This window comes from Actinomadura sp. NEAU-AAG7, assembly GCF_018603865.1.
GTDB classification, from domain to species: domain Bacteria; phylum Actinomycetota; class Actinomycetes; order Streptosporangiales; family Streptosporangiaceae; genus Spirillospora; species Spirillospora litoris.
The window spans coordinates 59,799-81,400 of record NZ_JAHFZY010000005.1 but is presented as its reverse complement, the minus strand read 5'-3'; the positions used below and the strand labels follow the sequence as shown (position 1 = coordinate 81,400).

At 72.9% G+C, this 21,602-nt stretch carries 18 protein-coding genes; 12 read left to right on the top strand and 6 right to left on the bottom strand.

Annotation, left to right across the window (positions count from 1 at the left end; genetic code table 11):
• Positions 1 to 27: 27 nt before the first annotated feature.
• On the top strand, positions 28 to 258 hold the full coding sequence (locus tag KLI87_RS40280; RefSeq protein ID WP_242906140.1) for a hypothetical protein: 231 nt from the start codon (positions 28 to 30) through the stop codon (positions 256 to 258).
• 287 nt (positions 259 to 545) lie between these two features.
• Positions 546 to 1,340: a YaaA family protein gene (locus KLI87_RS23075; RefSeq protein ID WP_214618667.1), complete on the top strand. Its 795-nt coding sequence runs from the start codon at positions 546 to 548 to the stop codon at positions 1,338 to 1,340.
• Between the two features lie 77 nt (positions 1,341 to 1,417).
• Here KLI87_RS23075 and KLI87_RS23070 read toward each other — a convergent pair whose 3' ends face one another.
• From KLI87_RS23070 to KLI87_RS23060, 3 genes are all read right to left on the bottom strand, one after another.
• Positions 1,418 to 3,088: an RNA polymerase sigma factor gene (locus KLI87_RS23070; RefSeq protein WP_214618666.1), complete on the bottom strand. Its 1,671-nt coding sequence runs from the start codon at positions 3,086 to 3,088 to the stop codon at positions 1,418 to 1,420.
• Positions 3,089 to 3,344: 256 nt separating this feature from the next.
• Positions 3,345 to 5,501, bottom strand: a complete 2,157-nt coding sequence (locus KLI87_RS23065; protein WP_156214916.1) for a SpoIIE family protein phosphatase — start codon at positions 5,499 to 5,501, stop codon at positions 3,345 to 3,347.
• A 434-nt stretch (positions 5,502 to 5,935) separates the two neighbouring features.
• Positions 5,936 to 6,517 carry an HhH-GPD-type base excision DNA repair protein gene (locus KLI87_RS23060; RefSeq protein ID WP_214618665.1) on the bottom strand — a complete coding sequence of 194 codons (582 nt, stop codon included), beginning with the start codon at positions 6,515 to 6,517 and terminating at the stop codon, positions 5,936 to 5,938.
• A gap of 109 nt (positions 6,518 to 6,626) precedes the next feature.
• On the opposite strand from KLI87_RS23060, the gene KLI87_RS23055 reads away from it, so the two are divergent.
• The 9 genes from KLI87_RS23055 (at position 6,627) to KLI87_RS23015 (ending at position 16,083) form a co-directional block, all read left to right on the top strand.
• Positions 6,627 to 7,331, top strand: a complete 705-nt coding sequence (locus tag KLI87_RS23055; protein WP_214618664.1) for a molybdopterin-dependent oxidoreductase — start codon at positions 6,627 to 6,629, stop codon at positions 7,329 to 7,331.
• Positions 7,318 to 8,172: a cytochrome b/b6 domain-containing protein gene (locus KLI87_RS23050; protein WP_284734180.1), complete on the top strand. Its 855-nt coding sequence runs from the start codon at positions 7,318 to 7,320 to the stop codon at positions 8,170 to 8,172. The genes KLI87_RS23055 and KLI87_RS23050 overlap by 14 nt, the downstream gene beginning before the upstream one ends.
• A gap of 140 nt (positions 8,173 to 8,312) precedes the next feature.
• Positions 8,313 to 8,564, top strand: a complete 252-nt coding sequence (locus KLI87_RS23045) for a hypothetical protein (protein WP_214618662.1) — start codon at positions 8,313 to 8,315, stop codon at positions 8,562 to 8,564.
• A 202-nt stretch (positions 8,565 to 8,766) separates the two neighbouring features.
• Entirely contained in the window at positions 8,767 to 10,305 is a 1,539-nt protein-coding gene (locus tag KLI87_RS23040; protein ID WP_214618661.1) for a hypothetical protein, read from the top strand.
• A gap of 94 nt (positions 10,306 to 10,399) precedes the next feature.
• On the top strand, positions 10,400 to 12,004 hold the full coding sequence (locus KLI87_RS40275; RefSeq protein WP_250904179.1) for an SseB family protein: 1,605 nt from the start codon (positions 10,400 to 10,402) through the stop codon (positions 12,002 to 12,004).
• A 61-nt stretch (positions 12,005 to 12,065) separates the two neighbouring features.
• Entirely contained in the window at positions 12,066 to 13,637 is a 1,572-nt protein-coding gene (locus KLI87_RS23030) for an SseB family protein (RefSeq protein ID WP_214618660.1), read from the top strand.
• Between the two features lie 237 nt (positions 13,638 to 13,874).
• Complete coding sequence (locus tag KLI87_RS23025; protein ID WP_156214909.1) at positions 13,875 to 14,627, top strand: LamB/YcsF family protein; 753 nt, start codon at positions 13,875 to 13,877, stop codon at positions 14,625 to 14,627.
• Positions 14,624 to 15,238, top strand: a complete 615-nt coding sequence (gene pxpB, locus KLI87_RS23020) for a 5-oxoprolinase subunit PxpB (protein WP_214618659.1) — start codon at positions 14,624 to 14,626, stop codon at positions 15,236 to 15,238. Before KLI87_RS23025 ends, pxpB begins: the two co-directional genes overlap by 4 nt.
• Positions 15,235 to 16,083, top strand: coding sequence for a biotin-dependent carboxyltransferase family protein (locus KLI87_RS23015; protein ID WP_214618658.1), 849 nt, complete (start codon positions 15,235 to 15,237; stop codon positions 16,081 to 16,083). Before pxpB ends, KLI87_RS23015 begins: the two co-directional genes overlap by 4 nt.
• Before the next feature lie 90 nt (positions 16,084 to 16,173).
• Here KLI87_RS23015 and KLI87_RS23010 read toward each other — a convergent pair whose 3' ends face one another.
• On the bottom strand, positions 16,174 to 16,941 hold the full coding sequence (locus KLI87_RS23010) for an SDR family NAD(P)-dependent oxidoreductase (protein ID WP_250904178.1): 768 nt from the start codon (positions 16,939 to 16,941) through the stop codon (positions 16,174 to 16,176).
• 83 nt (positions 16,942 to 17,024) lie between these two features.
• On the opposite strand from KLI87_RS23010, the gene KLI87_RS23005 reads away from it, so the two are divergent.
• Positions 17,025 to 17,654: a TetR/AcrR family transcriptional regulator gene (locus KLI87_RS23005; RefSeq protein WP_214618657.1), complete on the top strand. Its 630-nt coding sequence runs from the start codon at positions 17,025 to 17,027 to the stop codon at positions 17,652 to 17,654.
• A gap of 13 nt (positions 17,655 to 17,667) precedes the next feature.
• On the opposite strand, the gene KLI87_RS23000 is transcribed toward KLI87_RS23005, so the two are convergent.
• Complete coding sequence (locus KLI87_RS23000; RefSeq protein ID WP_214618656.1) at positions 17,668 to 18,753, bottom strand: winged helix DNA-binding domain-containing protein; 1,086 nt, start codon at positions 18,751 to 18,753, stop codon at positions 17,668 to 17,670.
• A 65-nt stretch (positions 18,754 to 18,818) separates the two neighbouring features.
• Positions 18,819 to 21,326: an AAA family ATPase gene (locus KLI87_RS22995; protein WP_374225470.1), complete on the bottom strand. Its 2,508-nt coding sequence runs from the start codon at positions 21,324 to 21,326 to the stop codon at positions 18,819 to 18,821.
• Positions 21,327 to 21,602 lie beyond the last annotated feature (276 nt).

Sequence of the window (21,602 nt, the reverse complement as noted above, 5' to 3'; positions counted from 1 at the left end):
ACCGACCCCGAGCATGAGGAAGGTGCCGTGACTGGAGCCCTTGCCCCAACCAAGCCGTTGACCGTCGCCGACCGTTGCGACCGCTGCGGCGCCCAGGCCTACGTCCGTGCAGTCCTTGTAGGCGGCGGCGACCTTCTGTTCTGCGCCCACCACGGACGCAGGTACGCGGAGGCCCTGCGCGCCAACGGGGCCGACATTCAGGACGAGACCGACAGGCTCAACGAAACCCCGGCAACCGCTACGGACGACGAGCGGTAGGCATGAAATAGAAGTTCCCCTGTACGGCGGTCATCGGAGACGGTGGCCGCCGTTCGCATTCCGCCCATCAGGCAACTCACCGAGTCAATAAGGCATGACTCCGCAGCGTCATTAATCGATCACATAGCGTATCGGCAATACCCGCCGCGGTGACCCGGCCCACCGGCTTCCGTAAGCTCCCGACCAGCCGTGACGGCCTCCACCCCGGCGGCCGATACCGCCGGGGCGCCGTCTCGCACCGCGTCCGACTCGTACCGCATCCGGCTCGTACCGCGTCTGGGGGGATCGTGCACATCCTGCTTCCGCCATCGGAGAAGAAGGCCGCCGAGGGGGACGGCCCGCCTCTCGACCTCGCGTCGCTGAGCTTCCCCGGGCTGAACCCCGTCCGGAGACGCGTGCTGGCGGCCCTGGGGAAGGCGGGCCGGCGCGCCGACGCGGCGGAGATCCTGGAGATCCCCGCCGGTCAGGTGCGGGACGCCCTGGCCCGCAACAAGATCCTGCGCAAGGCGCCGACGCTGCCCGCCGCCCGGCTCTACACCGGCGTCCTGTACGACAACCTGGACCTGCCGAGCCTGGACGCCGAGGCCGCGGCCGACCGGATCATCGTCTTCTCGGGCCTGTGGGGCGCGCTGAGGCTCACCGACCGCGTCCCGCCGTACCGGCTGGCCATGGCGGTGTCGCTGCCGCCTGAGGGCCGTCTGAGCGCCCTGTGGCGTCCGGCGATGGGGGCGGCCCTGAACCTGGAGGACCCTCGGGCCAGGCGGGCGCCGCGCGAACGCCCGGCCGGCGGGCCGCCCGCCCGGCTGATCGTCGACATGCGCTCAGGCCCGTACGCGTCCGTCTGGAAGGCCCCCGGTCCCGCGGTGGCGGTGCGGGTGTTCCGGGAGGCGGTCGTGGACGGCGTCCCGAAGCGGACGGTCGTCAGCCACATGGCCAAGGCGACGCGCGGGCGGATCGCCCACGACCTGATCAGGTCGGGCGCCTCCCCCGGCACCCCGGACGAGCTGCTGAAGACCGTCGCCGACCTCGGCCACACGGTCGAGCTGAACGGCGCGAACCTGGATGTGATCCTCCACGACTGAGCCCGGCGCGCCCCCGCGCGCATGCGTCTGGGCCCCCGTCCACAAGTGGACGGGGGCCCAGAGCGTCGTCTACGGGCTCAGTCGAGGTAGTCGCGCAGGACCTGCGAGCGCGACGGGTGGCGGAGCTTCGACATGGTCTTGGACTCGATCTGGCGGATGCGCTCCCGGGTCACCCCGTACACCTTGCCGATCTCGTCCAGGGTCTTCGGCTGGCCGTCGGTGAGGCCGAACCGCATCGACACCACGCCCGCCTCGCGCTCGCTGAGCGTGTCGAGCACCGAGTGGAGCTGCTCCTGCAGCAGCGTGAAGCTGACGGCGTCGGCCGGCACGATGGCCTCGGAGTCCTCGATGAGGTCGCCGAACTCGCTGTCGCCGTCCTCGCCGAGCGGGGTGTGCAGGGAGATCGGCTCACGGCCGTACTTCTGCACCTCGACGACCTTCTCCGGGGTCATGTCGAGTTCCTTGGCCAGCTCCTCCGGGGTGGGCTCGCGGCCCAGGTCCTGGAGCATCTGCCGCTGGACGCGGGCGAGCTTGTTGATGACCTCGACCATGTGCACCGGGATGCGGATGGTGCGGGCCTGGTCGGCCATCGCGCGGGTGATCGCCTGCCGGATCCACCAGGTGGCGTAGGTGGAGAACTTGTAGCCCTTGGTGTAGTCGAACTTCTCGACGGCGCGGATGAGGCCGAGGTTGCCCTCCTGGATGAGGTCCAGGAACAGCATGCCGCGTCCGGTGTAGCGCTTGGCCAGCGATACCACGAGCCGGAGGTTGGCCTCCAGCAGGTGGTTCTTGGCGCGGCGGCCGTCCTCGGCGATCCACTCGAAGTCCTCGGTGTCCTCCTCGGACATCGCGGGGCCGTCGGCGGCGAGGCGCTCCTCGGCGAACAGGCCGGCCTCGATGCGCTTGGCGAGCTCGACCTCCTGCTCGGCGTTGAGCAGCGGGACCTTGCCGATCTGCTTGAGGTAGTCCTTGACCGGGTCGGCGGTGGCGCCGGCCGCGGCGATCTGCTGCGCGGGCGCGTCGTCCTCGTCGTCGCCGAGGGTGAAGGACTCCTCCTCGTTGACCGGCGCGGCGCCGTCGGCGCCCGCCTTGCCCGCGGGGGTCTTGGCCGCGGCGGGCGCGGCCGGGACGGCCTCGTCCTCCTCGGGCTCGGGCGTCACCTCCGCCTCGTCCGCGGTCACCTCCACGAGGTCGGCCTCAAGGTCGGTGAGGTCCTCGTCGAGGTCGACGTCGACCTCGTCGTCGAGCTCGGGGTCCTCGCCGCCCTTCTTGGCGGGGACCGCGGCGGCCGGGGCGGGCTGCGCCGCGCCCTTCTTGGCCGGGACGGGCTTCTTCGGCTTGGCCCCCTTGGCGGGGGCGGCCTTCCTGGCCGCGGGCCTGGGGGCCGCGGGACGCGGCTCGGCGGCGGTCTCGGCGGGGACCTCGTCGTCGCTGACGACGGCGGTCACGGTGTCGGGCTGCTCCTTGGCTGCAGCGGCTGTCTTGGGCCTGCGCGCCGGCGGCGTCGCGCGCTTGCGCGGACGCTTGGGCGCCGCGGAGTCGGCAGCGCTCACCATGACGGTCACACCCTCCTTGCTAAGGCTCCGCAAGATGCTGGAGGCCTTCGACACGGGGATGTCGGCCTCCTCGAACGTACGTCGTACGTCGTCGGCTTCGAGGTAACCCTGGGACCGTCCACGCTCGATCAGTTGCGCGATGACGTGCTCGTGCAGATCTGACGCTTTCGAGGTCGAGCTAGCAGGCGACACAAATACCTCTCGAACGAACGTGTGGCTGGGTTGACCCAAGTGCCCTGACGGGCCCGGCCTCACACTGGGTGGGACCACACACTGGGCGGGACCTCCCCGTGCGGGACCGCAGCGTACCCGCTCTTACTAGGGTCAAGCATTCTGGCACTGCTGCGCATTCCGCTTCTGAAGTCCTGCCCGGTAACACCCCACCTTAGAGGGCGCTGGACGGTCCTTCGTACGTACTACACCGTCTTCGCGCCGCCGTCGGCGGGTGTCACGCGGGCTTGGGCGGGACGTGCAGGGCGAGCACGGTCACATCGTCTACCTGCTCATACCCGGCAAGCATCCGATCGACCAGGAAGTCGACGAGCCTCTCTGGATCTCCTACCACCTCGGGCGGGGCGTCCGCCGCCACGGCGACGAGCTCCTCCAGCCCGGCATCCACCCCGCGTCTACGGTTCTCCACAAGTCCATCGGAATAGAACACCACAGTGTTGCTGGTCTCGATGGAAAAATTTGTCTGCTGTCTCTGGCTCGGCCAGCCGAGGGGCGTCCCGGGCTCCAGCGCGCTGACCCGCGCGGGCGTGTCGGGCGAGATCAGCAGGGGCGGCGGATGGCCCGCGTTGCTGAAGGCGCCGTGCCCGGTCTCGGGGTCGATGACCACGTAGGCGACGGTGGTGAACTGCTCCTCGTCCTCGGTCGCGCTGAAGAGCCGGTCGAGGCCGGCCAGGACGGCGGCGGGGCGCGGGTCGTTCAGCGCGAGCGCGCGCAGGGCGTTGCGGACGCGTCCCATTCCGGCCGCGGCGAGGACGCCCTTGCCCATCACGTCGCCCACCGCGACGGCGAGCCGGTCGTCGGGGAGGCGGAACACGTCGTACCAGTCGCCGCCCACCTGCACGTGGCGGGTCGCCGGGTTGTAGCGGGCGGCCAGCACCATGCCGGGCAGCTGCGGGAGGTCGCTGGGCAGGAGGCTGCGCTGGAGCTCCTCGGCGGTCTTGTGCTCGCGTTCGAAGAGCAGGGCACGCTCCACCGCGAGGGCGCACTGGCCCGCGAGCGCCTCCAGGAAGACGCGCTCCTCCTCGGTGATCTCCCGGGGGCGGGTGAAGGAGAACCGCAGCGCGCCGATCGGGGCCCCGGCCGCCAGGAGCGGCAGGCCCACCCAGGCGCGCTCCTCGGTGTGCTGGGTGAACAGGCCCTTCTCGTCGCGTCCCAGTTGCAGGCGGAGGCTGTCGGGGTGCTCGGCCAGGAACGGGCGGCTCTCGCGCACCGCCACCGACATCACGGTCGGGTCGCTGACCTTGATGTCGTCCCGGACGATCGGCCGCACCTCGCCCTCGGCGCCCGGCTGGGACGGCGCGACGATGCTGAGCCGCAGCTTGTCGTCGTCCAGCAGCGCGACGGCGGAGTAGTCGGCGCCGATCGCCGACCGCCCGACCTCGGTGATCACCTGGACGACCTGCGAGACGGTCAGCGCCTCGGCGAGCATCGAGGTGGCCTGCTGGAGGCGCGCCGTGCGCAGCGCCGCCGCCGAGAGCTGCTCGGTCAGGCGCCCGCGCATCTCCTCGGCCTCGCGCTGGCCGGTCACGTCGGTGTTGGCGCCGACCCACTCGATGACCGCGCCGCCCTGCCAGATGGGGACGGCCCGGACGTCGAAGTGGCGGAAGGTGCCGCTCTTGGTGCGGACGCGGTAGTTGGTCTCGAAGACCCGGTTCTCGGCCACGCACTCGCGCCAGGTGGCCTCGATGCGGGGGCGGTCCTCCGGGTGGACGACCGCGAGCCATCCGCCGGCCGCGTAGTCGTCGGGCGTCTGGCCGGTGATCGCGCGCCACTCCGGCGCGTCGTCGATCACGCCGCCGCCGGGCGCCGCGACCCACACCACCTGGGCGCTGGCCTCCACCAGCGAGCGGTAGCGCTGCTCCTTGCGGCGGATGACCTCCTCGGCCCGGCGCCGCTCGGTCACGTCCAGGGCGGTCAGGACGACGCCCAGGGCCTCGCCGTCGCCGCTCCGGGCCGGCAGCCAGGTGCAGGCCAGGATCCGCTCCTCGACGGCCGTGGCGAGCGCCGCGGCGTCGCCCGGCGGGTCAGCCGGGCGGGCCGGGGCGGGCGGCTGCACGGCCGGCACGACCAGGTCCAGGTCGCTGATCGGGCGGTCCTCGTCGAGCACCTTGCGCAGGGCCGCCTCGAACGCGGTCGCCACCTCGGCGGGCAGCGCCTCGGCCGGGCGGCGCTGCTGGAGATCGCGGACGGCGACGCCGAGCAGCGCCGCGAGCGCGTCGTTGGCCCTGCGGCAGCGCAGGTCGCCGTCGAAGAACGCGAGCCCGCCCGGGGCCTCCTTGAGCAGGGTCGCGTACAGCGCGGCGTCGGACGCATCCATGGGCTGACCCTCCACCCCCGAGACGCGGGGATGCGGAACGGACGTATCGGTGCTCATGGACAACACCTCCGCCCCAGAAGGTCCCGTACCGCGCGGCAATTTTTCATCACTATGAGTGAATGGGAGCAGGCTAGCGCTCCCGCCTCCATCACAACACCGGTCGGAGTCAGGTATTCATCATCCCGATGGTTCGCCCCCGACGGAACCCCTGATGGACAACCTTGTCCCTGTGGCCCCCTGCGACGACCTCGGATTCGGACGCCGTCCCCGCGGGGCTCCGGGAGCGGTCCGCGGTGAGGGCGAGTAGGAGATGTTACGGCGCCCTGAGGCCACAGGCAGTGAACCCGGTCCGTTCGGCGAGTTCCGGGCGGCGGCGAACCCGGCCGAATCCCGGCCGCATCACCCGTCCCTCTCCAGCAAAAAGATGGCAAAACTCGACTGGCGGGTTCGCGCCGCGGCGGCGGCAGCTCGTCCTGGTTGCCGGATTTGGTCTATTTGCCGCTTTTAGCCGCCGCCTTCATCTCCGCCTTGAAGGCCCGCACCCGGGCGAGGGACTCCGGGCCGGTGATGTCGGCGACCGACCGGTGCGAGCCCTCCTCGCCGTAGGCGCCCGCGGCCTCGCGCCACCCGTCCGGGCGGACGCCGTACTGCTTGCCGAGCAGCGCCAGGAAGATCTGCGCCTTCTGCTTGCCGAAGCCGGGGAGGGCGTTCAGGCGCTTGAACAGCTCCTTGCCGGTGGCCGCGTCGGCCCACACCTTCTCGGCGTCGCCGTCGTAGTTCTCCACGAGGTACTGGCACAGCTGCTGGATCCGCTTGGCCATCGACCCCGGGTAGCGGTGGACGGCGGGCTTCTCCGACAGCAGGGCCGCGAACCGCTCCGGGTCGTAGGCCGCGACCTCGTGGGCGTCCAGGTCGCCGGTCCCCATCCGCTGGGTGATGGTGTAGGGCCCGGAGAACGCCCACTCCATCGCCACCTGCTGGTCGAGGAGCATTCCGACCAGGGCGGCGAGCGGGCTGCGCCCGAGCAGTTCGTCGGCCTCGGGCCGCTGCGCTAGTTGAACCTTCGTGGCCATGTGCCCAGCTTAGGACCGCCCTCCGCGGGGCGAGGCGGAGATCTGTCCGAAGTGTTACGGACGGGCCATGGGCATGGCGGCGCGGGCGCCCGAGTGTTCGAATGAAGGGGTGAACGACGAGGAACGGGCAGAAGGCAGTCCGGTCGGACGCCGGCTGGTGCTCGGGATGCTGGGCCTGGGCGTGGCGGGGGCCGCCGTGGGAGCGTCCGTGCAGCAGAAGGTGAACCACGCCCTGGCTCCCGTGGGGGGCCTCAGCGACGTCCTGCCGGCGGCGGGCGGCTTCCGCTACTACACGGTGACCGGGAGCGTGAAGAAGTACACGGCGGCCACGTGGCGGATGGAGGTGAAGGGCCTGGTGCAGGCCCCGCGCGCCTTCACGATGGCCGACCTCGCGCGGATGCCGCAGACGGCGCTCGACAAGGACTTCCAGTGCGTGACGGGGTGGCGCGTCCCGGACGTCCGCTGGTCGGGGGTGGCGCTTCCGGACCTGCTGCGGGCGGTGGGCGTGTCGCCGCAGGCGAGGGCGGTGCGGTTCACCTCGTTCGACGGCACCTACACGGAGTCGCTGACGCTCGACCAGGCGCGGCGGCGCGACGTCCTCGTCGCGACGCAGATGCAGGGCGGACCCGTCAGCCACGACCACGGCGGGCCCGTGCGCCTGTACGTGGCGCCGATGTACGGCTACAAGTCGCTCAAGTGGCTCGGCGGGATCGAACTGACCGACAAGGTCAGGCCGGGCTACTGGGAGCACCGCGGATACGACGTGGACGCGTGGGTCGGACGGTCGAACGGACGCAACGATGCCCCCACATGAGCCGACTCCCCCTGACGCGGGCCGGCGGGAGCCCGCCCCCGCGGATGCCGGTGGAGGCCCCGGAGCGGTCTGGCTGGCGCGCTTCACGGGGGCCGAGCGGTCGATCCACCATGTGACCGCGTTGCTCATGCTGGTGTGCCTGGTGACGGCGGCGTTCCTGTACTTCCCGTTCCTCTCCACGATGGTGGGGCGCCGGGAACTGCTCAAGACGGTGCACGTGTGGAGCGGGTTCGCGCTGCCCGTGCCCATCGTCCTCGGCCTGCTCTCCCGGGCGTTCCGGGCGGACCTACGGCGGTTGAACAGGTTCGCGCCCCATGACTGGGAGTGGCTCCGGCGGGGCGACCGCAGGGCCGTGCAGAGAGGGCGCGGAGTTCTGCCGGTAGGGAAGTTCAATGCCGGTCAGAAGTTGAACGCCGCGTTCACCGCCGGGGCCATCCTGGTCATGCTCGGGACGGGTGAGGTGCTCACCTTCCCCGGCCCGTGGCCCGACCGGTGGAGGACGGGCGCGACCTTCGTCCACGACTGGCTCTTCCTGCTGATCCTCGCGGTGACGGCCGGGCATCTGTGGGAGGCGCTGCGGGACCGCGGCGCGCTCACGGGGATGCTCACCGGGCGGGTGGAGCGCGGGTGGGCGGAGCGGCATCACGCCGGCTGGGCGGACGTCGCGCCGGAAGCGCGGGCCAAGGCGCGGGCCCATGTGCGTCAGGGCGGGGACGGGACGCGGCCGCATGCGGATGGGGCGGAGAAGAACGCGCAGGTCAGCGGCATCAATGAGAATTCCACCGGGGCGTCTCCTGGAGAGGGCCCAGAATTTGCGAAACGTCGCCCCGGCATCTCTTGACTCTCCTCATAAAAGCGCTGGAATGGGACATCGAGGTGGAGTGTGGGTGGAAGCTCCCAGCCAGGGTCGGTCCGCGCGCTCCGTCTCGGCCCGGCGGTTCGGCCCCGTCCGCCGAAGTCCCGTGCGCGGAGGTTGCGCAGATGCCCGCACTGACCGACCACCCGAGAGCGACACACGACGCGCTGGCACGCCTTTCGGAGGAGTTCGCCACCTTCCCCACCGAGGCGGTGCGACGCTGCGTCACCGACGTGCATGCGTGCATGACGCATCTGGGGATCGACGCGTCCCCGGACCAGGTCGAGCGCATGGCGCGCGAGCATCTGCTGGGGATGCTGAAGTCGGAGCCGCCCTCGGGGAGGACGCGCGCTTCCGGGGGCGACGGGGGGCACTGAGTGGGCGGCGCCCAGTAAGGGGCGCTGGTAAGAGCCTGTACCGGCTCGTCCCATTGCGGCCTTCGCCGGTGTCTTGGACAACGCCCGGCGCCGGATCTGAGAAACTGGGGGCGTGAGTCCCCGAAGCCGCCACCGCTCCCCCGGGGATCCGACAGGGGACGGCCCGCATCCCCCCGACGAGGTCTCCGCGATTTTCGACGGCATGCTGCAGCACGCGCGCGAGCTGCTGGCCGTGCGCAGCCCGCTGGACGCCGAGCTCATCGTCAGCGAGATCCTCGGATCCTGGTGGGGCCACCATGTCCCCGGCGGCGACGTGGAACAGGTCATCGGCGAGGCCCTGGTCGACTACGCCGCGCGCGCCGGGACGCCCGCCGCGCTGGCGCTGCTCACCGGCATGGCCTACCTGGGCACGCCCAGGCAGGCGGTGAAGGCCGAACGCGCCGCACTGGAGCTGATGGAGAACGGCGTGGCCAGGCCGGGGTGGGCCGACCGCGTCGGGATGGTCGCCCCGGAGGAGTGCTTCGTCTCCAGGGACGTCTACGGCGACCAGGACTCCATCGTGTGCACCTACACCTACGGCGGCGCGGAACGGCACGCCCTGGTGGTGCTGGTCGACCGCAACAGGGCGGGCGCCGTCCAGAAGGTCGGCATCCCGTTCACGACCCCCGCGCGCGGCGGACGGCCGCCGACGAGCGGCATGGTCCGGGACGCGTGGGTCTCGTCCCAGGTGGGCAAGCTCCTCGACCACTGCCGCCAGGAGGGCCGCGCCAACCCGCTGATGCGGTTCGAGCAGTTGGACCCGCGCGACACCAAGGCGCTGCTGCAGAGCGCGCTGAACCTCACCGACGAGACCGACGACCCGCCGGTGAACGAGAACTTCGGCTCCTACCACGCGTTCGCGCGGGCGCGCGTGGGGATCCTCCCGCCGGGCGGGCGCCTCCCCCAGCCGCCCGTGTACGGGCGCGACCGGCGCGCGATCATCGCGGCCCGGTTCCTGGCCTCCGACGAGGCGGAGGAGCTCTCCGACCGCTCGGCCGCGAGCCGCTGCGTCGACCGCATCATCGACTACGGCTGCACCCACGACTTCGGGCGCCCGCTCCGGGTCAGCCCCATCAAGTGCGAGATGTTCCTGCTCGACTGGCTGCCCCGCAAGGTGCTGCTGTCGCCCACCGAGCAGGAGGCCGTGCCGCACGTGCTGGCCGCCTGGGTGCGCTGGGCGGGCAAGCGCACCGGCCTGCCCGACGAGGGCGTCAGGGCGACGCTGGACGCCGTCTGGGACGCAACCGGAAAGTTCGCCGAGTCCTACCGCGACCCCGCCGCGTTCGGGCTCGACCGCGAGCTGGTCGACCGGCTGCTCCCCGACGGCGAACTCGACGCGCTCCCCCGCCGCGCGTTCGCGCTGCCCTTTCTGTCGGGCGTCCACCGCCAGACCGGGCGGCACGGGTCGATCGACCTGTCCACCCTCGATCCGGCCGACCCCGACGACCGCCGGATCCTGCTGGAGTTCGAGCACCCCGGCGCCGACACCGAGCACCTGGACGCCCACGAGCGCCTCGCTGAGCGCCTGTGGAACGGCGACCCTCCCCAGCTGTGGGACACCGCCCAGGCGCTCCTCGACGTGGGCTACGAACGCCACGAGATCCTGCACCGGCTCATCGACGTCCTCGACGCCCACGGAGCCGATCCGGAAGCGCTCCGGGACGCCCTGCGTGTGCTGCGTCACGAACCGCCGCCCGAGTGAACTTCTGGTTTGCGCGCGGCGTCCCCGGCGACAATCATCGGGTCTCGGGCAGATCTCGCGGGGCCGGGGGCGCCCCCGGCCGTAGGGAGTGATCTTGTTGGAGTGGTCCGAGTTCGCCCGGCGGCTGGGTCGCGAGCTGGCGGGTCTCGAACGGGACACCATCCTCATCGTTCGTGAACGCGATGAGAGCCGCCACTACGTCCAGGCCATGCGCGAGCCCGACCGGCTCTACGCCGAGGCCGTCAGCAACAACTTCCTCGACGGCCCGCTGCTGCTCACGCCGGCCGACGAGGAGGTCATGAGCGAGGCGGGCTGGCGCCCGCCGGCCGACCCCTCGCCCCGCAACTGGTGGACCGAGCTTCCCGAGTCCGGGGCGCCCGGCGGCATGCGGTCGGTCTCCCTGGGCGACTACTCCCGCCTGGCGGAGGTGATGGTGACCGCGCTGCGCGACGTCCAGGGCGTCCGGCGCCCCTCCGACCTCGTGTACGAGTCGTTCCACCGGCACGGCACCGGGCTCATCGAGCTGCTCGACTTCGGGATCGAGACCGCCGACGCGTCGCGCGTCGCGCGGCGCCGGTCCTCCGCCGAGACCTCGGGCACGGGCACGGGCCCGCTCCCCGCAGGCACGCCCCCAGGAGGCACCCCCATGCCGCTACCGCCGGAAGGCACTCCCGCCTCCGGGGCCGACCTCCTCGAACCCCGGCTCGCCGAAGCCAAGGCGCACGGCGACCACACCACGTACTTCGACCTCCTGGCGCACGCCGACCCGGTGCTCCCGGCGAGCGGTTCCGCGGTGGAGGACCCCGACAACGCCGAACTGCCGACCATCACGCTCGGCTCCATCACCTACGTCACCGTGTTCACCTCGCCCGGCGCGCTGGCGCGCGCCGCGAACCCCGGCCTGTACCGGCGCACCTCGTTCGCGTTGCTCGCCGCCGGATGGCCCGATCCCTCCTGGCAGCTCGCCATCAATCCGGGGCTGCCCAGCGAGGTCCTGCTGGACGCGTCGTCGCTCGCTCGCCTCAGCCGCGCTCCGGCGCCTGAGGCGATCGCCCCCAACCCGTACGGGAACGTCGATCCGCATGCTCTGTCGGGGCCGAACCCCGTCGCGGGCGGGTCCGTCCCCAGCGTGAACGGTTCCGCTCCCAAGGCGAGCCCGACCACGAACGGCGCTTCCTACAACGACGACCACACGGCGGTCGACTCCTACACGCTGGACGAGCTGCGTGCCGCGCTCGAATCCGGCGGCGTGCCCAGCGGTAGGCCCGCGGCCGGAGGCGTCCGGAACGGCGCCGTCGCGGGCCAGGGTCAGGACCCCACCGTCACGAACACCGACCTGGGCAGAAGCGTCGCGGGCGGTGTCACGGGCGGCGGTCTCACGGGCGGTGTCGCGGGCGGTGTCGCGGAGACCGGCGGTTCGGGCGCCGGCGGCGCGGACGCCGGCGGTCCGGCGGCCGAGCCGCGCGCGATCGCGCCGGAACCGCAGCCCGAGGTCGCGCCGCTGGGCGCCCCCACGGACAACGCCTCCGGGCCCGTCCCGGAACGGCCGGCCGGGGTGCCTCTGCGGCCGCCGCACGGCACCCGGCTCTGGCAGTCGGCCGGTGCGGGCGAGGAGACCCCGCTGGCGGTCTACGACGCCATCGGCGGCGTCTGGACCCCGGTCCGGACGGACGCCGTTCCGGCCCCCCACACCGAGTGACGCGGGGCCCGGCCGCAGCCGGGCACGCGGAACCGCCCACGGACGCGAGAGTGGATCCCGAGTGGACTGGAACGACTTCGCCAAGCGGCTGACCCTGGAGCTCTCGCGGCTGCCCGTCGGGTCGTTCCTCATCGTCCAGGACGCGAGCGGGCTCCCCTACGTCCAGGCGATGCGTTCGGAGGGCGCCCTGGACGCGGAGGCGGTCGGCAACGCGTTCCTGTCGCCCCCGCTGGCACCGCACCAGGAGCGCCGGTTGAGCACGCTCGGCTGGGAGCCCCCGGACGGGGACGAGCGGCGGAACTGGTGGCGGCGCAGGCCGCTCCGCGACCGTGCTTCGCGCGCGTCCGGCGAGAACCTGGAGTCGTGCGCGCTCCTCGCGGGGCTGATGGTCGGCGCGTTCCGGGACGTCTACGGCGTCGATTCGCCGCGCGGGCTCGTGTACCAGGCCGAGCGGATCGGCGCCAAGGGCGGTGTGAGGGGCGGCCCGATCACGCTGCCCGGCCTGGGCCTCCCCTTAGCCTCCGCCGAGGGAGACGCTCCCGCGGAACAGCGCGCGCCGCAGCCCTCCGCCTACAGCCTGGAGACGGCGCTCACGGAAGCGCGCGAACAGGGCGACCAGCGGCGGTACCTGGAGATCCTCACCGACGCCGTCCTGTACCTGCCCGCGCTGGACGCCCCCAAGGACGACCGCCGGTTCGCCACGGCCCGGTTCGGTGAGGGCACGTTCGTGCTGGCGTTCACCTCCCCCGAGGCGATGGACCGCTCACTCCAGGGGCAGGCCGTCCACCACCGGCAGGTGTCGCTGGCCGAGCTGACCGAGGGCTGGCCCCACCCGGGCTGGCGCCTCGCCGTCAACGCGGGCCTGCCCAGCGCGTCCTACCTGGACGCCGACGCGATCAGCAACCCCGGCGACCGGGTGCCCGCGAGCGCCGCGGCCGCCGTCCCGGCGCCGCGTCCGCCGGGCGACGGACGCGCGGGCCGATCTTGGATCCGGCGGCGGCGTCCGCGAGCCCGCGTCCCGGAGGCCGCGGCGACCGCGCAGCCCTCAGAGGGCCTCAGACGCCCGCCGGACGCGGAGGAGGCGGCAGAGGCGGCAGAGTGTCCGCGAAGCGTCGCCGGGCCGTCACGGTCCGCTGAGAGCCGTGGAGCGGCGGACGCGGCCGCCGACCCGCCGCCGTCCCCCGCCGAAAGTGATCATGCTCCGCTCGCCGCCGACGGCGAGGTCGTGATCGTGCAGAAAGTGCTGCGGGAGGAGCATGTGCGGCACTACCTGGAAGGCGGTTTCGACCTCGTCGCGGGACACGTCCACCGCCTCCAGGACGTGCGAGAGCTGACCACACCGGAGGCCCTCGTCCGCGGTCTGGGCCTGCTGTACGACGGGTCGCCCTTCACGCCCGCGGACGAGAGCGTCTTCGTGATCCGGTGGGCGGCGGTGCGCCCGTCCCTGTTCCGGGCGTCGGGGCACGCGCCGGGCGAGGCGACCCCGATCCCGGAGTTCGAGACCGCGAGCCAGCGGCTGCCCCACGGCGCGGAGCTGCTGCGGATCGACGCGTCCGGCACCGCGTCGCTCGTGGCCGTTTACGACGCCGACCTGCGCACGTGGCCGGTGCGGTCGCCGGGAGAGCGGGCATGAGCGCCAGGCGCGGCGAGCCGTTCGTCGTGCCCGGCGAGCAGGACGGCTGGCCGCGGCTGGATACTCCGGCCGCGACGTATCCGTGGCGGAACGGATGGGGCCCGAACCCTTCGACCGTGGCGTATACCGGGCGTGAGCGGCGCAAGAAGAGGTGGAGGACGTGGCGGAGGAGGTCGTTTCGACCTCCTCGCCGGGGCCGATCAGAGCGCGCGCGGGAGACGGTGGTAGTTCTTGGGGATGGCGATCATCGACATCAACGCCGATCTGGGCGAGGGGTTCGGCATCTGGGAGCTGGGCGACGACCTGGCACTGCTCGACGTGATCACCAGCGCGAACGTGGCGTGCGGGTTCCACGCGGGCGATCCGCTCATCATGCGGCGGGTGTGCGCCGCGGCGGTCGAGCGGGGGGTGACGATCGGCGCCCAGGTGTCCTACCGCGACCTGCCCGGCTTCGGGCGGCGCGAGATGGACGTCGCCGCGCCCGAGCTGACCGCCGAGATCCTCTACCAGCTCGCCGCGCTGGACGGGATCGCCCGCACGGAGGGCGGGCGCGTCGCGTACGTGAAACCGCACGGCGCGCTCTACAACCGCGTCGTCCGCGACCCCGTCCAGGCCGGGGCCGTCGCCGACGCGGTTCGCGCATACGACCCCGCGCTCCCCCTGCTGACCCTGCCGGGATCAGCGTTGCACGACGTCGCCGATGGGCTGGAGGTCGTCGCGGAGTGTTTCGCGGACCGCGCCTACACACCGTCCGGGGCGCTCGTGTCCCGCCGCGAGCCGGGGGCCGTCGTGCATGACGCGGACGCCGTGACCCGCAGGGCCGTGCGGATGGCCGTGGACGGCACCGTCGCGGCGGTGGACGGAACGGAGGTCGCCTTGCGCGCCCGTTCGATCTGCGTGCACGGCGACACACCGGGCGCGGTGACGCTGGCACGGTCGGTCCGGTCGGCGCTGTCCGACGCGGGGGTCGCGCTGGAGGCGTTCGCGTGAAGGTGCGGCGCGCCGGAGACGCGGCGCTGCTCGTGGAGACGGGCGACCTCGCGACCTCGCACCGGCTGGACACGGCGTTCCGGGACGCGGCGCCGCCCGGCATCGTGGACGTCGTGCCGGGCGAGCGGACCGTCCTGGTGGTCACCGAGCCCGGCACCGACCTGGACCGGCTCGCCGCCCTGCTGCCCGGCCTGCCGCTGCCCGACGACGCCGCCGGCGGCGCCGACCCGGTCGAGATCCCCGTCGTGTACGACGGCGACGACCTGGACGAGGTCGCGCGGCTGACGGGCCTGTCCCGCGAGGAGGTCGTCGACCGGCACGCGTCGGCCGACTACACGGTCGCCTACCTGGGCTTCTCGCCGGGCTTCGCCTATCTCACCGGCCTCGACCCGGCGCTGCACGTCGCGCGCCGCGAGTCGCCGCGCACGGCCGTCCCGGCGGGGTCGGTCGCGATCGCGGGCCCCTACACCTCGGTCTATCCGTCGCGCTCGCCGGGCGGGTGGCGGCTGCTCGGCCGCAGCGGGCTCGCGTTGTGGGACGTGACGCGGGACCCGCCGTCCCTGCTGCGTCCCGGTACCCGTGTCCGTTTCGTCCGCGAGGAGCAGCGTTGATCGAGGTCGTGCGGACCGGGCCCCTGACGACCGTGCAGGACCTCGGCAGGCCGGGCCACGCCCACCTCGGGGTCCCGCACTCCGGGGCCGCCGACGCGCGCGCCCTGCGCCTGGCGAACCGTCTCGTGGGCAATCCCGAGGGCGCGGCGGGTGTGGAGGTCACGCTCGGGGGTGCGGCGCTGCGCTTCCATGCGAGCGCGTGGATCGCCGTCACCGGTGCCCCGGCGCCGCTCCGCATCGGGGGCCGCGCCTACGGGGCGAACAGCCCCTGCCACGTCCCGGCCGGGGCGCTGGTCGAGTTCGGCCTGCCGGCGTCCGGGCTGCGCAGCTATCTCGCCGTCCGCGGCGGGGTCACGGTGGAGGAGGTCCTCGGCAGCCGCTCCACCGACCTCCTGTCGAGCCTGGGGCCCGATCCGCTCAAGCCCGGCGACCGCCTCCCGGTCGGCCCCGCCCGGGACCTGGGGGACATCACGGTGGATGTCGCCCCGGTGCCGCCCATCCCGGACACGCCCGTCCTGCGCGTCCTGCCCGGCCCGCGCGAGGACTGGTTCAGCCGGGACGCGCTGGAGACGCTCACGTCCACCCCGTACACGGTCACGCCGGACAGCAACCGCGTCGGCGTCCGCCTGGACGGCCCTCCCCTCGCACGCGCGCGCGACGGCGAGCTGAGCAGCGAGGGCATGGTCACGGGGGCGCTGCAGGTGCCGCCCAGCGGTCTGCCCATCATCTTCCTGGCCGACCACCCGACGACCGGCGGCTACCCCGTCATCGCCGTCCTCGCCTCGCCCTCGCTGCCCGCCGCCGCGCAACTGCGCCCCGGCCAGACGATCCACTTCCGCCTCTAGCCCCGACCGCCTCCAGTCGACCGCCACTGGCCGACCGCCACTGGCCGACCGTCACTGGCCGACCGCGACCGGCCCGTCGGGCGGGCGGGCTCAGGCCAGCGAGCCGCCGTCGATGTCGAGGACGGCGCCGGTCACGAAGGACGCCCCCGGCCCGGCCAGGAACACGACTCCCGCGGCGATCTCCTCGGGGCGCCCGTACCGTCCCACCGCGTTGGCGGCCCGCTGGAAGTCCGCGCTGGGCCCGTCCTCGGGGTTCATGTCCGTGTCCACCGAGCCGGACCGGACGACGTTCACGGTGATGCCCCGTGGGCCGAGGTCGCGTGCCGCACCCTTGCTGTAGCCGACGATGGCGGCCTTGGTCGCCGCGTAGTCGGCCACGCCCGGCGCCGCCGCCCGCTGCGACAGGTTCGAACCGATCGTGATGATCCGGCCGCCCTGGCCCAGAACGGGCGCCGCCGCGCGCACCGCCGCCACGACACCGCCGAGGTTGACGTCGTACTGGTACCGCCGCTCCTCAGGGGACGCCTCGGAGGCGTCGCCGAGCACCTCCCGCAGCATCACGCCCGCGTTGTTGACGAGCACGTCCAGCCGTCCGAAGTCCTTCACGACCCGCTCGACCAGCCCCGCCACCTGACCGGGATCGGCCTGGTCGGCCTGGTAGGCGCCGCCCCGGCGGCCGAGCGCCTCGATCTCGCGGACGACCCCCTCCGCCTTGCCCGCGGACGCGGCGTAGCTGATCGCGACGTCCGCGCCCTGCTCGGCCAGCGCGCGCGCCGTCGCCGCCCCGATCCCCCGCGACCCGCCCGTCACCAGCGCGACCCTGCCGTCGAGAACCATCGTCGTCTCCCGTCCGTTCAAGCAACCTTTTATGTACCGATCGGTACTGAACCGGTAGCGTACTATACCGTTCGATACACAAGCGCAGGAGTGGAGTACGGCACATGGCCACCGGACGTCCCCGCGAATTCGATGTGGACGAGCGGCTCGACCGTGCCCTCACCGTCTTCTGGCGGCAGGGGTACGAGGGCACCGCCCTGTCGGACCTGACCAGGGCGATGGGCATCAACCGCCCGAGCCTGTACGCGGCCTACGGCAACAAGGAGGCCCTGTTCCGCAAGGCCGTCGACCGCTACGTGGAGGGCCCGGCGTCCTACGTCCGCGGCGCCCTGGCCAAGCCCACCGCGCGCGCCGTGGCCGAGGCCCTGCTGTACGGCGCCGTCGAGGTCATCACGCGGGGGCCCGGAGGCTGCCTCATCGTGCAGGCCGCGCTCGCCACGGGCGAGCAGAACGAGAGCGTCCGCGAGGAGATCGCGGCGCGGCGCCGGACGGGCGAGCACGACCTGGCCGCCCGCTTCGAGCGCGCCCGGGCGGAGGGGGACCTCCCCCCGGACATCGACTGCGAGGCCCTGGCCCGCTACGTCTGGTCGATCTCCTACGGCGTCTCCGTCCAGGCCGCCGACGGCGCTTCCAACGACGAGCTGAGGAAGGTGGTCGCGCTGGCCCTCACCCTGTGGCCGAGGCAGGACGCGCCCGACGCGAGGCGGCCCGCCGCTTCCGTGTCAGGGCGGTAGCGGGGGTTCCGCGTCAGGACAGGAGGGAGCGCATGCGCGCCTTCTCCTCCTCCAGCAGGTCGGCGGGGATGTCCTCGAAGGCGGTGACGGCGATCTCGCCGCCGTTGTCCTCCCAGACGCCCGCCACTCGCCCTTCGTGCAGGACGACGGGGGAGATCCAGCCGCCCGTCCGGCTGACCGCGCCCCGGTGCTCGGCCGGGATCAGATAGGTCGCCCCCGTGCCCGCCCCCAGTACGTACTGGTCGAACCCTCCGAGCAGCCTGACGGACGAGGTGGGTTCCGTGGCGAGCAACTCGTCCCTGTGCCGCTCCCGCACATACATGGGGACACCCTCCACCTCCACCGTGGCGAGGCCGTCCTCGGCGGCGGCGAACCACGCCTTGACGTCGCGCTTCCGGTTCCCCTTGCGCATCAGCCAGGTGTCGAACTGGTCGGGTGTCGCGGGCCCGTGCGCGCCGAGGTAGGCGTGGACGACCGTCCGGGCGGCCTCGTCCGCCGGGGGAAGGCCCTTCCAGCCGGGAAGCCACTTTTCCGGCGATGCGAAGGTGACGTTGGCGCCCCGGGAGGGGCCGTGGCAGAGCACGCCCCACCAGGCGAGCGGCTTGAGGAGGGTGCCCCAGCCGGAACCGAGCACCTCGGCCAGATGCCTCGACCCCGTCTCCTCGACGACGGCGGTGGTGAGCTCCTCGCGCGTGAGCGCGGCACCGCCCGCGAGCGCCCCGGTCGCGGCCGCCGCGATGGCCTCCAGGTCGGCGGGCGTGGCGCCGAAGGTCCGCTGCCAGGCGCCCTTCTCCCAGTTGCGGACCGCCGAGCACAGCACGAGGTAGGCGGCGGCCTCGTCCGCGGGGAGCAGGTGCAGGGTGCCGCGCATCGCCCAGGTCTTGACGAGGGTCCGCTCCTCCAGGAGGGCGCGCGGCACCTCCCCCGGGGCGGGGCCCGTCCGCCGGAGCGCGACGGCGGTCTCGGCGGCGGACGCCACCTGCGCCTGCACACCGGCCAACCGCCGCGCGACGTCCGTCGCCGACACGTCCGCCGCCGGGTCGAGGTACTGCCGCCGCATCCGCCAGGCCAGCACCTGCGCCCATGTCACCGAAGCCATGCCCCGATTACATCGCGGCCCGCCGACAGTACGGATCGCCGGGTGGCCCGCCGTGGTGGTCCAGGTCAGACGAGGCGGTGCGCGAGGTCGGCGAAGGCGTCCCGGACGTCGTCGGTGGTGAGCAGCGTGAGGTCCGCGGTTGTCGCGGCGGAGCCGAGCTCGGCCGCGCGCAGGGCACGGCACGCGCACGCCTTCTCGTACATGGACCGGGCGAAGCGTCCGTTGCCGAGTTCGTCGATCCGGCCCGTCCCGCATGCGCGCTGGAACACCAGGGCGAGGTCGTCCAGCGCCTGCTCCTCCCATTGGTCGCCGCCCTGCTCCGCGATGAGCTGCGCGATGCGGAGGAGTTCGTCAGGGCCGTAGGAGGGGAAGTCCACGCGCACGTCGAAACGGGAGGCCAGCCCGGGGTTGGACGAGAGGAAGCGCTCCATGTCGGCCTCGTATCCGGCGAGCACGACCACGAGCCGGTCGCGGTCGTCCTCCGCGCGCTTGAGCAGCGTCTGCACCGCCTCCGCGCCGAACGCGTCGCCGCCCGAGTAGCCCGCGTTGGTCAGCGCGTACGCCTCGTCCACGAACAGGACGCCGCCGAGCGCGGAGTCGACCACCTTGTTCGTCTTCAGCGCGGTCGCGCCGAGGTGCTCGCCGACGAGGTCGGCGCGCTGGGCCTCGACGACCTCCGGACGGGCCAGCAGCCCGGCGGCGGCGAAGATCCGGCCGAGCACCCGCGCGACCGTGGTCTTGCCGGTGCCCGGCGGCCCGGCGAACACGAAATGCCTGGTCGGCGGGCGGGTGACGAGCCCCTGCTCCTGCCGCATCCGGGCGACCTGGAGCTGCGCGGCGATCTCGCGGACCTGCCGCTTCACCGGCTCCAGGCCGATCATCGCCTCCAGGGACGCCAGCGCCTCGTCCAGCGTCGGGGTCTCGGCGTAGCCCCGGTACCTCTCGGTCACCTCCGCGTAGGCGGCCTCGACGTCCTCGGCGCGCAGCGTGACCAGGTCCTCGGCGCTGGGCCTGGCCGGCTCGCCCGAGGACGAGACGGACTCGACGACCCGCACGTCCCGCGCGCGGGCCGCCGCCTCGGTGAGCGACCGGACGAAGCGCCCGTTGCCCAGCTCGTCGATGATCCCGCGCCGCTCGACCTCCTCGAACCGGACCGCGAGGCGGCGCCGGGCCTCCCCGTCCAGCCGGTCCTCGCGGAGGCCGGTGTGGTAGTCGGCCATGCGCAGGAGCTCGGCGGGGCGGTACGACGGGAAGCGCACGCGCGTACCGAACCGGGACGCGAGCCCGGGGTTGGAGGACAGGAACTCCTCCATCTGCGCGTCGTATCCGGCGAGGATGATGACGAGGTTGTCGCGGTCGTCCTCGGCGCGCTTGAGCAGCGTCTGCACCGCCTCGTCGCCGAACCGGTCGGGCTGGCCCTCGGCGGAGTTCACCAGGCCGTACGCCTCGTCGATGAACAGCAGCCCGCCGAGCGCCGAGTCGACGAGCCGGTTGGTCTTGAGGGCGGTGGCGCCCAGGAACTCACCGACCAGGTCCGCCCGCTGCGCCTCCACCACGGCCGGCTCGGGCAGCAGCCCGAACGCGTAGAAGATCTTGGCCAGGACGCGCGCGACGGTGGTCTTGCCGGTGCCCGGCGGCCCGACGAACACGAAATGCCGCATGGGCTTCTCCGTGGGCACCCCGGCGGCGGCGCGCATATGCGCGGCCTCTATGGACGCGGCTATGGAGCGCACCTGGCGCTTGACCGGTTCGAGGCCGATCATGCCTTCGAGTTCCTCCAGCGCCTCGGCCACCGACAGGGACGGCGCCTCCTCGGCACGCCCCTCCGGGGAGGCCGCCTGTTCCGGCACGGGCGCCGCGTCGTCCGCCTGCGCGGCGGCACGCTGCTCCTGGGCGGACGGTGCGGGCGGCATTCCCACCGGCGCGGCTTCGTCCCCGGGCGGCGCGCTGCCCGACCTGTCGCTCGATCCCGGTCCCCCTCCGCGCCGGTCACGCTTGTCCGGTCCCGGCGGGTTCTTGGACGGCCCCGGCACGCTCTCCCCCTTGGAGTTGGACTGCTCCTGGACCCAGCCCGTCTCGTACGCCTCCGCGGGCACCGCGCGCCGCGCCTGGTCCCACCGGTAGAACAGGACGGCCAGGGCGGCGGCCCAGCCCGGGGCCACGTTGGCGGCCGGGAGCGGATGCACGACGGCGGCGGTGACGACCCCTGCCGCGGCCAGGGCGAGCGCCACGGTCCGCCAGGGCGTGTAGCCGCGGAGACGGAACGCGGCGAACGCCACCGGCAGGGCGAGCACGGCCAAGAGCAGGGCGGGGTTCAGATAGGGCGGGCGTCCGTCGTCCGGGTAGAGCCCGCCCAGCGGAATCGACAGCGCCAGCCATGTCGTCATCACCGCGATGGTGGCCATGCCACTGGGTGAGCGCAGGGTCAGGTGGACGACGACGAGCAGGATGACCGCGAAGGCGGCGGCGCCCAGGACCGGTCCGTCCAGGAAGACCACGGCCGAGAGCACCAGGGCGACGAGCAGCACCCCGCCCAGGAAACGCAGCCCCGGGGTGACCTGGAAGTAGCGCACCCGCAGGCGCTCGAATAGATCCCGTGCCCGGGCGCCCTTCGCCGGTCGGGAGCGTGACCTGCCGAACAAAGCCATCAAAGCCGAGTAAAGCGCAGGACGTGCCAGAACGGGACTCCCCACACGCGGTTCCTTGGCAGAGGACGGGAGGAGCCCGTGCCGGTTCATGGGCGCACCTCGCATGGCACCGGGACATTTGTACTGTCCACAAGCGGATGTACGGCTCTGTAGAAGGAACGGGCTCATTCCCTACCGTCGTCACGGTAAAAGCCGGGCGGT